Genomic DNA, 12,948 nt, shown 5'->3' with positions numbered 1-12,948 from the left:
GTCGCGGGCGTCAATCGATGCGGGTGACCTTGGGCCTGGGCACATGTCCCTCGACCTGCAGGTACCAGCCGCCCACGAGTCCCGGCGTGATGGTCACGTTCGCGTTGGAGATGCGCTTCATCGAGGTGTAGTCGCCCTCGGTGACGCGCCAGCGCTGACCGTTGGCAAGGGTTAACTCCGTGCCGCGGGTCCAGCCGCGCAACTCGCCCACCAGGGCGCTGGAGATGGATTTGACGCCCTCGTCCGAGAACGAAGCGCCGCGCACCTTCGTGGCGCTGTCTTCGCGTGCGGCCTTCACGACGGCTTGCTGGTCGTCGCTGAGCAGGCGGTTGAGCAGGTCGAGCTGTTGCCCGGTCAACTGGTCCAGGCCGGTGGCTTTCATCTGGTCGGCGGACAGCCGCTTCTCGATGGCGACGTACTCGCGGGCCTGCAGGGGCAGGGTGGCGGCGAACAGTGCGGCGAGCAGGAAAAGACGGGTCGGGCGCATGGGCATCCTCGAGGTGGGCATCACTTGATGCGGCGGACGGGGGCGGCGGTGTTGTAGCCGTCGATCTTCAGGAACCACTTGTTGCCGAAGCGGGAGGGTGTGATGTTCACGGTGGGGTCCTGGCGACGCACCCCGGCCAGGGAGACCGCTTCGACCTGCTCCCAGACCTGTCCATTGGCGAGCGTGTACTGGCGGCCCTGCGCGAAGCCGGTGAAGGCTCCCACGATGGTGCTCTTGATGGGTTCGGCGGTGCCGAAATCGAAGAAGCCGCGCGTCTCCTGCTCAACTTCCTTGCGGCCTTCCTGCTTGGCCTGCTGTACGGCCTGCGCCGTCTGCTGGCCGACGCGACGCTGCAACCATTCGTCCAGCGCGGCGAGTTCGGCGGGACTGAGCTTGTCCAGGCCGGCCGCCTTGAACTCCGTGTCGGTCATCGCCTCGCGCAGCTTGCCCAGGTGCGCGTCCTTCGCGGCGTCCTGCGCGAACACCGGCGATGTGGCCACCAGTAGTGCGACGGACAGAAACAAGCGGCTCATCTTCATGGTTGTTCCCTTGGGCGACTGGCCGGTAGTGTAGTCATTCTGGCGGCGACTGACCGCCACGCCGAATCCCGATGCCCCCCCCCGATCCCGACATCGCCACGCTGCTGCAGAGGCCCGCCCTGGAGGCGCTGCCTGCACCGCTGCGACGTGCGCTCGCGGATGCCTCGGCCGCACCGGGCGCCGGCGAGGGCATGCCCGATCCGGTGGGCGTGCTGGCGGACACGCTGGATACCCTGACGACGCTGGGCGCGGATGGCGATGTCATCCTCGCGGCGATCCTGCATGGGCTGCCGGCCGTGCAGCCCGCTGTCGCCAGGCTTGCGCCCGGATTGGCCGATCTGCTGGAAGGCCAGGTCGCTGCGGCGCAGGTGTGGGCCCTGCACGCGGAACAGGCGCGCGGGGTGAATACCGAGGGCCTGCGCCGGCTGCTGCTGGCGATCGTGCGGGACCTGCGCGTGGTGCCGATCCTGCTGGCCCGCCAACTGGCGCGCATGCGCGCCGCCGGCGCCCTGCCGGAGGAGGAACGCCAGGCGCTGGCCAGGCTCACGCGCGACATCCACGCGCCGCTGGCGAACAGGCTCGGCATCTGGCAGCTGAAATGGGAGCTGGAAGACCTGGCGTTCCGGTACCTGCAGCCGCAGACCTACAAGCAGATCGCCACGCAACTGGACGAGAAGCGTGTCGGCCGGGAGCGCTACATCGGCGGGGTCATCGAAGCGCTCCGCGCCGCGCTTGGCGAGAACGGCATCCGTGCCGATGTCAGCGGGCGGCCGAAACACATCTACAGCATCTGGCGGAAGATGCAGCGCAAGCAGGTGGCGTTCGACGAGCTCTATGACCTGCGTGCGGTACGCATCGCCGTGGACGACGTGGCTGCCTGCTATGCCGCGCTCGGTATCGTGCATGCGCTGTGGGTGCCGATTCCCAGCGAGTTCGACGACTACATCGCACGGCCCAAGGCCAACGACTACCGGTCGCTGCACACCGCCGTGGTCGGCCCCGAGGGCCGCACGCTGGAAGTGCAGATCCGCACGCACGAGATGCATGCGCAGGCCGAGCTGGGCGTGGCGGCGCACTGGAAATACAAGGAAGGCAAGGGCGGTGGCGATGCGTTCGACCGCAAGATCGCCTGGATGCGCCGGCTGCTGGACGGGGCGGCCGAAGGTGCCGCCGGCGACGGCGCGCTGGCGGGCGATCTGGATGCGGAGCTGGTCGAGGACCGCGTCTACGCGTTGACGCCGAAGGGCGAGGTCGTCGACCTGCCGCAGGGCGGCACCGTGCTCGACTTCGCATATCACGTGCATACGATGGTCGGGCACCGCACGCGCGGCGCGAAGGTCAATGGCCGCATCGTGTCGCTCAATCACGTGCTGCGCAGCGGCGATCGCGTCGAGATACTGACCTCGAAGGAACCGGAGCCGCGTCGCGACTGGTTGCTGCAGGCGAATGGATTCCTGGCCAGCGGGCGCTCGCGCGACAAGGTGCGGGCCTGGTTCCACAAGCTGGACCGGGCACGCAATCTGCAGGCCGGGCGCGAGCTGCTGGAGAAGGAGCTCAAGCGGCTGGGACTGCACCACGCCGACCTGACCGGCGCGGCGAAGAAGTTCCATGCCGACAGCGTCGACGAGCTCTACATCCAGGTGGCCCTCGGCGACGTGGGGCCGCACCAGGTGGGCCGCGCGCTGCACGAGGAGCAGCGCGCCGCCGTCGAGCCCGACCCAGCGTCGCTGCCGCTGCGCCGGCCTCCGAGGAAAGTCGCCGCGCCCGGCAAATCGAAGTTCACCGTGCAGGGCGTGGGCAACCTGCTCGTGCAATTGGCGCGCTGCTGCCAGCCCGTGCCCGGAGAACCCATCGCGGGCTACCTGACCCGCGTGCGCGGGGTCACCGTGCACCGCGCCGATTGCGCGGCGTTCGCCCGGCTCGCGGCGGCCAGTCCGCAGCGGGTGCTGCCGGTGGAATGGGGGCAGGCGGGCGGCGGTTACGAGGTCGACGTGCAGGTCACCGCGCTTGACCGCAAATGGTTGCTCAAGGACATCACCACGCTGATCGCGCAGGAAGAAGCCAACGTGCTCGATATCAACAGTCAGGGCAACCGCGCCAACGGGCGTGTTCATCTGCGACTGCGCCTGAAGGTGGCCGATTTCGGCCAGCTGTCGACATTGCTGGGGAAGTTGGACGCGCTGCCGGGCGTTGAAGACGCGCGACGTTCAGGCTGACTGGTTATGCTGCGGGCGTGACCCGCGAAGACCACCATGACACCGGACGGGGCCGTCGCATCGAGCCGCGCATCGACTGGACCCGCGCGCCGGCGCCGGAGGTGTCATCCCGTGTCGCGCCGGTCCCCGCATGGCGTAGCCGCCGGTATTGGCGCTGGGCGGCGGCATCGGTCCTCGTCCTGATCGTACTTGTGATGCTGCTGCGCCGCCCGCTGGCGGACGCCCTGTGGCCGGAGACGCGCGTGCAGGCGTTGCTTGGCCAGGCGGATCATGCCCTGCGCGAGGGGCGCCTGGATGCCGCCGACGGCACGGGCGCGCGCCAGCTTTACGAAGCGGCCCAAGCGCTCGATGCGGATCGCAACGAGGCCGCGAAGGGCCTTGCGCGCGTCGCCCAGGCAGCCTTGCGCGCAGCGGGGCAGGCACTGAAACAGAATCGCCTCGACGAGGCGCGCGCGCACCTTCTGCTGGCGCGTGAACTGCAGGTCCCGCGTCCACAGGCCGATGCGCTCGCCGCACGCTTGCGCGCGCGCGAGGCCGAACACGCCGGCATCGACGGGGTGCTCCAGGCGGCCTCGCAGGCGCATGCCGCGCATCGGCTGTTGGGCAGTGACGATGCCGCGCTCCCGCTCTACCAGCGCGTGCTCGCCCTGCAGCCGACACGCATCGAGGCGCTGGAGGGGAGGGAGGATGCGTTGTCCGATCTCCTCCAGGAAGCGAACAGGCATCTCCAGCGCCATGAGCTCGCCGAAGCCGCTGCGCGGATCGCGGCGGCGCGCGGATTCGACGCCGGCCACGTCGACCTCCCCCAGGCGGAAGCCGCGTTGACGGATGCGCTGGACGCGCGGCGCCGTGCTGGCGCACGCGATCTGGCGCGGGGACGCCTGGAGTCCGCACGCTCGGCATACGAAGCGGTGCTGGTGGCTTTGCCGGAAGACGCCGCCGCGAGGCAGGGACTGGAGCAGGTGGGCATCGCATACGCCCGGCAGGCGGAACGGCAGGCGGCCGATTTCCGCTTCGGGCCGGCAGAGCACCAACTCGGTCTGGCGCGCACGCTGGCGCCGCAGTCGATGCGCGTGGCACAGGCCGAACAGGCCGTGGCGCGTGCGCGCGAGGCGCACCAACGGCAGGGCAGGGAGCCCAACGTGCCGGCGCGCGAGCGCGAGCAGCGCGTGCGTGCATTGCTCGCCGCCATGGAACAGGCCGAGACGAAAGGGCAATGGCTGACCCCTCCCGGGGAGAGCGCCTACGACACGTTGCGCGCGGCACAGGCGTTGTCGCCCGACCACCCCGCGGTCAGGCAGGCCGCAGCGCGGCTGTTGCCGGCGGTGCGCGACTGCTACGAAGACGAGTTGCGCGCCAACCGCATCCGTCGCGCGCAAGCCTGCCAGCAGGCATGGCAGACCCTGCAGCCCCGCGACCCTGCATTGGCCGATGTACGCAGGCGGCTGGCGGAAAAATGGATCGCAGTGGGTGCGGAACGACTGGGTGCGGGTGACGTGGCATTCGCGACGCAGGCGCTCGAGGAAGCGCGCAAGCTGGATGTCGCCTCGCCGGGACTGGATGACTTCGAGGCGCGCGTCAAGGTGGCGCAGGCCGCGCCCGTACGCTAGCGCCGGAAAACACGCTGCACGGTGCCGTGTGCCGCTTCCATCGAGAAATGCTGCTCGATGTTTGCGCGGCCATGGGCGGCGAGTCGTTCCCACAGTTCTTCGTCGCGATACAGCGTGAGGACGGCATCGGCGAATCCCGCGGCATCGTCAGCGACCAGCACGTCGTGCCCGCTTGTCAGGTGCATGCCCTCGACTGCGCAGGCCGTGGCCACCACCGGTTGGCCGTGCGCCATGCTCAGGTTCACTTTGCCCTTGACGCCCGCACCGAAACGCAGGGGCGCCACCGCGACGCGCGCACCGTCCATGTAGGGCCCCAGGTCCGCCACGTGCCCATGGATCATGATGCCGGGCTGCGCCTGCAGTGCGAGCACGTCGGCCGGTGGCGCCGTGCCGATGCAGTGGAAGCGGATGTCCGGCTGCCGCACGTGGATGAGGGGGAAGACCTCGCGGCCGAACCACAGCACGGCATCGACGTTGGGCGGATGGCGGAAGCCGCCCACGAAGACCAGATCGTGCCGCTGCCCGAAGGGCAACCCGGTATGCGCCACTTCGTGCAGGTTCGCCAGGACTTCGACGTCGGCCCCCGGCAACAAAGCCGACAGCATGTCGCGTTCGGCCGGGCTGACCACGAGCGTGGTGTCCGAGGCGCGGATCACCGACAGCTCGCGTTCGCGCGTCCTTTCGGCAGCGTGGCGCAGCGCGGCGTCACCGGCGAGTTCCGCGCCACGCATCTCGCGCAGGAAGTGCAGATCGACCGTGTCGAACACCACGCGCGCCTGCGGCGCGAATCGTCGGACGAGGGGCAGGAACTCCGTCGCCACATAGTGGCGTGACAGCATCACCACGTCGAAGCGATGGCCGTGCTCACGCAGCCACGCGGACGGGCGTTGCACGAACGGCGCATGCCAGGCTTCGACGCCCAGTTGCCGCAAGCGCGCCGTGTCGTCGCCGGCATAGCGGAGATCCGCCGGCAGGAACACCACATGGGCACCGTCGGCATTGAGCAGACGCATCAGGTTGGCAAGGCGCAGGGAGGCGGAATCCTGCTGGGGTCGCGGCGTTTCCGCATCGATGATGAGGATCTGGCGCTGCGGCTGGACGACCGAGCCGGCCGAAGGCAGGCTGTCCGCGGAGGGGTGCGTGGCAAGCGCTGCTGCCCACTTCTCTGCGAACACACTGCGGTTGCGCACCTGGTAGGCCTTGGTGCCACTGCCGGTATCGGTGCCGGAGGTGACGCCTTCCAGATGCACCACGCGCGACGCCGGTTGGTACAGCACGCGATGGCCCAGCGCGCGCAAGGCGAAGGCGAGGTCGGTGTCCTCGTAGTACGCCGGCGCGTAGCGTGTGTCGAATCCGCCCACTTCCTCGAACAGCGTCGCGCGCACCGCGATCGCCGCGCCGGAGCAATAGTCCGCGTCACGCACGCTGGCGTAGCGGGGGTCGTCGGGCGAGTCGAAGCGCCCGTAGTTCCAGGCCGATCCATCGTTGAATACCACGCCGCCTGCTTCCTGCAGGCGGCCATCCGGATAGATCAACTGCGCACCGACCAGGCCCACCTCCGGGTGTGCATCGAACGTGGCGAGCAGCGCGTCAAGCCAGCCGGGTTGCGGCACGGTGTCGTTGTTGAGGAATACCAGGCAGTCACCGGTCGCGCGTGACGCGCCGTCGTTGCAGGCCGCGATGAAACCGCCATTGACTGCGCGGCGGTGGTAGCGCAGTCCGGCGATCTGCGGCATCCATGCGTGCGTCTCGTCGTGAGAGCCATCGTCGACCACGATGATTTCGCAGGCGGCCGTGGGAGGGTGTTCGGCGAGTGCCCGCAGGCAGGCGAGGGTATGCGCCGCCTGGTTGTAGACCGGGATCACGATGCTGGTGCGCGGCGCGTCGCTGGCCGGCACCGCAAAAGGCTGGAATGCGCCTGCATCGGGAAAGTAGAGGGGCTCGGAGGCCGGCGGCGCACGTCGCGCGAACTGCCTGCGTACCCGCGCCCAGGTCGGGCCCAGGCCGCGCGTGCGCAGGCTGGCCAGACCTCGACGGACCAGGCCGCGCGCGCGTTCCAGCATGAAGCGCACGTGGGCCCACGACATCGACATTCCGTTGCAACTCCAGCTGAGCGAAGGGGGAAACCGGGCCGGACGCACCCTTGGGACTGCGCTAGACTCGCCCGAATTCCCATTGTCGCATCCCCTGTGGCCCGCAACGACTACGACGACGAAGCGCTGGACGAAGACGACATCGATGACGGCGGCGGCCCCGGCTGGCGGCAGCGCCTGCTGACGTGGGGCCTGGCCCTGGTGGGCCTGGGCCTCGGATTCCTGATCCCCTACACGCTGTATCTGAACCACCAGGTCACCGAGCGCTTCGGCGAGTTGCGCTGGCAGATCCCCACCCGGGTGTACGCGCGTCCGCTGCAGGTAGCGCCAGGGCTGGCGATGGACGCGCAGACGCTGAAGACCGAGCTCGATGCCGCGTCGTATCGCGACGATGGCACGGGCCAGGCCCCCGGCACCTACGCCCGGGAAGGTGGTCGCTTCACCATTTCCAGTCGCGGCTACATCGACGTGGATGGCCGCGTGGCGCCCCGGCGCATCCAGGTCAGCCTGTCCGGCGGCCGGGTGGCGAGCGTGCGCGACATCGCGCGCAAGCAGGCGCTGAAAGCGGCGCGGCTGGATCCGGCGCGCATCGCGACGCTGTACGGGCAGAAGCAGGAAGAGCGCCGGCTGGTGCGGCTGGAGGAAGTGCCGGAACTGCTGGTGACCGGCCTGCAGGCCGTCGAGGACCGCGACTTCAAGGATCACCACGGCGTCGACCTGTCGGGCATGGTGCGTGCGGCGTGGCTGCTGGTGCGTTCGGGTGGCGACACGCGCCAGGGCGCCAGCACGCTGACCCAGCAGCTGGCGCGCAGTGGCCTGCTCGGCATCGGCAAGGAGCAGACGCCGACGCGCAAGTTCAACGAGATCCTGTATGCGCTGATCCTCGAGGCCCGCTACGACAAGCGCACCATCCTGGAGGCGTATTTCAACCAGGTGTATCTGGGCCAGCGTGGCAGCCAGGCGATCCATGGCGTGGCCGCAGGATCGGAATTCTGGTTCGGTCGCGATCTGGACAGCCTGACCACCGAACAGGTTGCGTTGCTGATCGGCATGGTGAAGGGGCCGTCGCACTACGATCCACGACGCAATCCGGATCGCGCCAAGGACCGCCGCGACTACGCACTGCTGAAACTCCATGAGACCGGGCTGATCGACGACGCCGAGTACAAGCGCGCACTCGCCGCGCCGCTCGGGGTGACGAAGACGCCGGGCATGGCAGCCGCGAACCGCTTCCCGGCCTATGTCGACCTCGTTCGCCGCCAGTTGGCGCGCGATTACCCGGAGAGCGCGCTGCAGGGGGCGGGCCTGAGTGTGCTGACCGGCATGTCGCCGTCGGCACAGGCCTACGCGGAAGCATCGGTCACCCGCACGATCAAGGCGCTGGAGAACAAGCGCCGGCCGCCGCTGCAGGCCGGCATAGTGGTGACCGACGTGCACGACGGCGACGTGATGGCGGTGGTCGGCAGCCGCAACGTGTCGGAGGTGGGCTTCAATCGTGCAGTGGAAGCGCAACGTCCCGTGGGCTCGCTGCTCAAGCCGTTCGTCTACCTGCTCGCGCTTGCGCAGCCGGACCAGTATTCGCTGGCATCGTGGGTCGACGATTCGCCGGTGACCGTCCAGCTCGGCAAGAACCGGCGCTGGACGCCGGCCAATTCCGACCGTCGCAGCCATGGCACCGTGCGTCTCGTGGATGCGCTCGCGCGCTCGTACAACCAGGCCACCGTGCGCGTGGGCATGAAGGTCGAGCCGGAACGCCTGGCGCAGTTGATCCGCGTGCTGGCCGGCATCGAAGCAGAGCCGAATCCCGCGCTGATCCTGGGGGCGACCGACCAGAGTCCGTACGCGATGGCGCAGCTGTACCAGTTCCTCGCGTCGGGCGGTGAAATCCAGCCGTTGCACGCGGTGCGCGGCGTGCTCGACCCGGATGGCAAGCTGCTCAAGCGCTACGACAAGACGCCTGCCCCGGCACAGGAAGGCGATTCCATCGCGGCGAACCTGATTTCCGTGGCCCTGCAGCAAGTGGTGTCCAACGGCACCGCCCGCCAGCTGATCGGCGACGGGCTGGGCCGCCTGCAGTCCGCGGGCAAGACCGGCACCAGCAACGATGGCCGTGACAGCTGGTATGCCGGTTATACCGGCGATCACCTGGCCGTGGTGTGGATGGGCAACGACCAGAACGAGCAGACCGGCCTGTACGGTGGTACGGGCGCGATGCGCGTGTGGTCCGGATTGTTCGCTCGCCTGCCTACCGCACCACTGAAGGTGTCGGACAAGGGCCTGGACTGGCAATGGGTCGTCGGTTCGAACAGCACCGATGCCGGTTGCGCCGGCGCGCGCCAGTTGCCCTTCGTTTCAGGCTTTGCGCCCGCGTATGCGGCCTGCGTGGTCGAGCAGCCGGTGATCGATGGCGAGGAGCCGGAAGGTGGCGGCTGGCGCAGCTGGTTCGGCCTGGACCGAAAAGAAGAAGCCGCGCCGCCGCCCGAAGAGACTCCCCCGCAGCAGCCGTGACCATGAAGTACGTATTCCTCCTGTTCCTGATGATGCTGGCCGGTTGCGTGTCCGCACCCGTGCCGGAAACCCCGGTCGCCCGAGATCCTGTGACGCCAGAACAGCGCGTTGCCGCCATCCTGGCCGCTGCAGGTGACGACGACCGCGAACTCGCGGTGCAGCCGCTGCGCGATCCGCAGGTCGAGGACCTGCGTGAGAAGGCGCAGCGGGCCCGTGCGGCCCGCGATTACGCGGGGGCGGCCGAGGCGCTCAACCAGGCGTTGCTGCTGGTCCCCGAAGATCCCGCCGTATTGCAGGAACGGGCCGAAGTGGCGCTGTCGCAGGGCGACTATGCACGTGCCGACACGCTGGCGCAGCGTGCTTTCCAGCTGGGATCGCAGGTGGGGCCGCTGTGTCGCCAGCACTGGGAGACCGTGCGCCAGGTGCGCCAGCACGAGCTTGCGGTGCAGCCATCGCTGCCCACCCGCCACACGCCCGAAGATGCCGCACAGCATGCCGCGCGCGCAGCGACCACGCGGGCGGCGATCACCGACGCCGAAAGCCGGCGCGATGCCTGCACCGTGCCCGTGATCGAGCGCATGTGAAGCGCATGCCGCGCGCGATGCGACGCGGTACCCTTGTCGCTGCACGCCGCCCTGTGTTTCCACGATGTCCCAGCTAGCCCAGGCCAGCCGCGACGCCCTCAGCGAGGGCGGTGCGCTGGCGGAACGACTCGACGCCTTTGCCCCCCGCGACGCCCAGCAGCGCCTGACGGCGGCGATCGCCGATGCCTTCGACGCGCGCGACGTGCTGCTCGCCGAGGCCGGCACCGGCACCGGCAAGACCTTCGCCTACCTCGTGCCTGCGCTGCTCTCGGGCCTGAAGACCATCGTTTCCACCGGCACGCGCGCGCTGCAGGACCAGCTCTACCATCGCGACCTGCCGCGCGTGCGGGATGCGCTCGGGGTTGCGGGCCTGAAGTCCGCGCTGCTGAAGGGCCGTAGCAATTACCTGTGCCGCTACCGCCTCAACCAGGCCAAGGGCGACCCGCAGGCGTTGCGGACCACCTTCACCAGCCGCGAGCAGGTGGACCAGTTCCAGCGCATCGTCGCCTGGGGCGGGCGCACACAGTTCGGTGACATGGCCGAACTGGCCGCGTTGCCGGACGATTCCCCGCTGCTGCCGCTGGTCACGTCCACGATCGACAACTGCCTGGGCAGCGAATGTCCGTTCTGGGACGACTGCTTCGTGGTACAGGCGCGCCAGCGCGCGCAGGCCGCCGACATCGTGGTGGTGAACCACCACCTGCTGCTCGCCGACCTGGCGCTGAAGCAGGAAGGCTTCGGCGAGATACTGCCCGGTGCGCAGGCTTTCGTCATCGACGAAGCGCACCAGTTGCCCGAACTCGCCGCCAATTTCTTTGGCGAAGGCTTCGGCATGCGCCCCCTGCAGGAACTGGCGCGCGACTGCCTGGCCGAATCAAAAGACGCGGCGGGCGCTCTGTCGGTCCTGCAGCCGCCGGTGCGCGCGCTGGAGCAGTCCTTGCGCGAGTTGCGTGCGGCGATGGAAGGACTGCCGGCGCGCGGCACCCGCGAGCGCTTGCTGGCGAAGCCGGAGGTGGCGACAGGCTTCGACGCGCTCGCCGGCGCGCTAGGCGACCTGTCCGCGGCCCTTGCTCCGCTGGCAGCGGCATCGCTCGGACTGGAAGCCTGCGCGGCGCGGGCGAAGGAATTCGGCACGCGACTGTCGCGCTGGTACGAGGCACCGTCCGGCGGGAGCGCGTTTGACGAGGAAGCCTCCAAGGCCGACGACGCCAGCGACGTGCTGTGGTACGAACTGACGCCGCGTGCCTTCCGCTGCCAGCGCACGCCGCTCGATGTCTCCGGCCCGCTGCGCCAGCACCGCGAGCAATCGCGCGCAGCATGGGTGTTCACCTCGGCCACGCTGGCGGTAGGCGGTCGCTTCGACCATCTCGCCGTGCGGCTGGGCCTGGACGATCCCCCCACGTTGCTGCAACCCAGTCCGTTCGATTGGCCTCGGCAGGCGCTGTGTTACCTGCCCACCGGGCTGCCGGATCCGAATGCACCGGGTTACGGCCAGTCGCTGATCGCCACACTGCGGCCCGTGCTGGAAGCCTCGCAGGGGCGCGCGTTCCTGCTGTTCGCCTCGCATCGTGCCCTGCGCGAGGCGGCGGAGGCGCTGCGTGGCGGACCGTGGCCATTGTTCGTGCAAGGCGAAGCGCCGCGGGGCACGCTGCTGCAGCGGTTCCGCGAGTCCGGCAATGGCGTGCTGCTGGGCGCGGCAAGTTTCCGCGAGGGCGTCGACGTGGTCGGCGACGCGCTGAGCGTGGTGGTGGTGGACAAGCTGCCCTTCGCGGCGCCGGATGACCCGGTGTTCGAAGCGCGGCTCGAAGCGGTGCGTCGCGCCGGCGGCAATCCCTTCCGCGATGAGCAACTGCCGCAGGCGGTGATCGCGCTGAAGCAGGCGGTCGGCCGGCTGATCCGCAGCGAGACCGATCGCGGCGTGCTGGTGCTGTGCGACCCGCGCCTGACCGGCAAGCCGTATGGGCGCGTGTTCCTGGATTCGCTGCCGCCCTTCCGGCGTACGCAGCGGGTGCAGGACGTGCAGGGGTTCTTCGGCGTCGAGGCCGCGCAGGAACCGGTGACGGCAGCCGGTGACGGCGGCGATGACTGGTTCGCCGACGCCCGCTTCTGAGCGCGTCGCGGATCGCAGCGTTTAAGCTAGGCACCTCACGAACTTCCTGCCGCCCATGAAGCTGCTCGCCTTCGAAACCGCCACCGAAGCCTGTTCCGTCGCCGTGTATGTCGATGGCGAGGTGCGTGAGCGTTTCGAGGTCGCGCCGCGTCGGCACGCCGAACTCGCCTTGCCGTGGGCGGATCAGTTGCTGGCAGAAGCCGGCATCGCGCGCGCGCAACTGGATGCCATCGCCCTCAGCCGCGGCCCGGGTGCGTTCACTGGCGTGCGCCTGGCCATTGCGCTGGCGCAAGGCATCGCGCTGGCGCTGGATCGGCCGTTGGTGCCGGTATCCACGCTTGCCGTGCTGGCGTCGCAGGTGCCGGCGCCCCGCGTGACGGCGGGCGAATGCGGCTGCGATGTCGGCATGGCGCATGCGATCCTGGCGGCCATCGATGCGCGCATGGGGGAGGTCTACACGGGCACGTTCGTGCATCGCGGCGACCGTTTGGAAGCCACGTCAACCGAAGCCGTGGTGGCGCCGGCCGACTATGCGCTGCCGGGCGCGGACAATGACTGGATAGGCGTGGGCACGGGATTCGCCGCAGCCGACGGCGTGCTTGTCACGCGCCTGCAGGACCGCTTCCGTCGGGTCGATGCGCGGGCACTGCCGCATGCCGCCGATCTCGCGCGACTGGCGGCCGACGCCCTGCGTCGTGGCGAGATCATCGCGCCCGAGCACGTCGAGCCGGCCTACCTGCGCAACAACGTCGCCCTCACCCTCGAAGAGCAGAAGGCGCTGCGCGCCTCGCGCTGAAGGCC

The 12,948-nt window shown here is 69.4% G+C and carries 9 protein-coding genes; 6 read left to right on the top strand and 3 right to left on the bottom strand.

Going from position 1 to position 12,948, the window contains the following annotated elements:
- Positions 1 to 10: 10 nt before the first annotated feature.
- Together IB223_RS12030 and IB223_RS12025 are read right to left on the bottom strand one after the other, a co-directional pair.
- Positions 11 to 487 carry a hypothetical protein gene (locus tag IB223_RS12030; protein ID WP_192201963.1) on the bottom strand — a complete coding sequence of 159 codons (477 nt, stop codon included), beginning with the start codon at positions 485 to 487 and terminating at the stop codon, positions 11 to 13.
- A 20-nt stretch (positions 488 to 507) separates the two neighbouring features.
- Positions 508 to 1,020, bottom strand: a complete 513-nt coding sequence (locus tag IB223_RS12025) for a hypothetical protein (protein ID WP_343227193.1) — start codon at positions 1,018 to 1,020, stop codon at positions 508 to 510.
- A gap of 77 nt (positions 1,021 to 1,097) precedes the next feature.
- On the opposite strand from IB223_RS12025, the gene IB223_RS12020 reads away from it, so the two are divergent.
- Positions 1,098 to 3,242, top strand: coding sequence for a bifunctional (p)ppGpp synthetase/guanosine-3',5'-bis(diphosphate) 3'-pyrophosphohydrolase (locus IB223_RS12020; protein ID WP_192201961.1), 2,145 nt, complete (start codon positions 1,098 to 1,100; stop codon positions 3,240 to 3,242).
- Between the two features lie 17 nt (positions 3,243 to 3,259).
- On the top strand, positions 3,260 to 4,852 hold the full coding sequence (locus tag IB223_RS12015) for a hypothetical protein (RefSeq protein ID WP_343227192.1): 1,593 nt from the start codon (positions 3,260 to 3,262) through the stop codon (positions 4,850 to 4,852).
- On the opposite strand, the gene IB223_RS12010 is transcribed toward IB223_RS12015, so the two are convergent.
- Positions 4,849 to 6,945 (bottom strand): glycosyltransferase, encoded by a 2,097-nt coding sequence (locus IB223_RS12010; RefSeq protein ID WP_192201960.1) that lies wholly within the window; start codon positions 6,943 to 6,945, stop codon positions 4,849 to 4,851. The two genes, IB223_RS12015 and IB223_RS12010, sit on opposite strands and share 4 nt — an antisense overlap.
- 96 nt (positions 6,946 to 7,041) lie before the next feature.
- Here IB223_RS12010 and mrcB point away from each other — a divergent pair, with 96 nt between their 5' ends.
- The 4 genes from mrcB (at position 7,042) to tsaB (ending at position 12,943) form a co-directional block, all read left to right on the top strand.
- Complete coding sequence (gene mrcB, locus IB223_RS12005; RefSeq protein ID WP_192201959.1) at positions 7,042 to 9,453, top strand: penicillin-binding protein 1B; 2,412 nt, start codon at positions 7,042 to 7,044, stop codon at positions 9,451 to 9,453.
- A 2-nt stretch (positions 9,454 to 9,455) separates the two neighbouring features.
- Positions 9,456 to 10,037 carry a hypothetical protein gene (locus tag IB223_RS12000; RefSeq protein WP_192201958.1) on the top strand — a complete coding sequence of 194 codons (582 nt, stop codon included), beginning with the start codon at positions 9,456 to 9,458 and terminating at the stop codon, positions 10,035 to 10,037.
- Positions 10,038 to 10,101: 64 nt separating this feature from the next.
- Positions 10,102 to 12,147, top strand: a complete 2,046-nt coding sequence (locus tag IB223_RS11995; RefSeq protein WP_192201957.1) for an ATP-dependent DNA helicase — start codon at positions 10,102 to 10,104, stop codon at positions 12,145 to 12,147.
- Positions 12,148 to 12,202: 55 nt separating this feature from the next.
- Complete coding sequence (tsaB, locus tag IB223_RS11990) at positions 12,203 to 12,943, top strand: tRNA (adenosine(37)-N6)-threonylcarbamoyltransferase complex dimerization subunit type 1 TsaB (protein ID WP_192201956.1); 741 nt, start codon at positions 12,203 to 12,205, stop codon at positions 12,941 to 12,943.
- Positions 12,944 to 12,948: the final 5 nt, after the last annotated feature.

Origin of the sequence: Pseudoxanthomonas sp. PXM03, assembly GCF_014852005.1 — a bacterium.
Classification (GTDB): domain Bacteria; phylum Pseudomonadota; class Gammaproteobacteria; order Xanthomonadales; family Xanthomonadaceae; genus Pseudoxanthomonas_A.
This window is presented reverse-complemented; position numbering and strand designations above follow the sequence as displayed.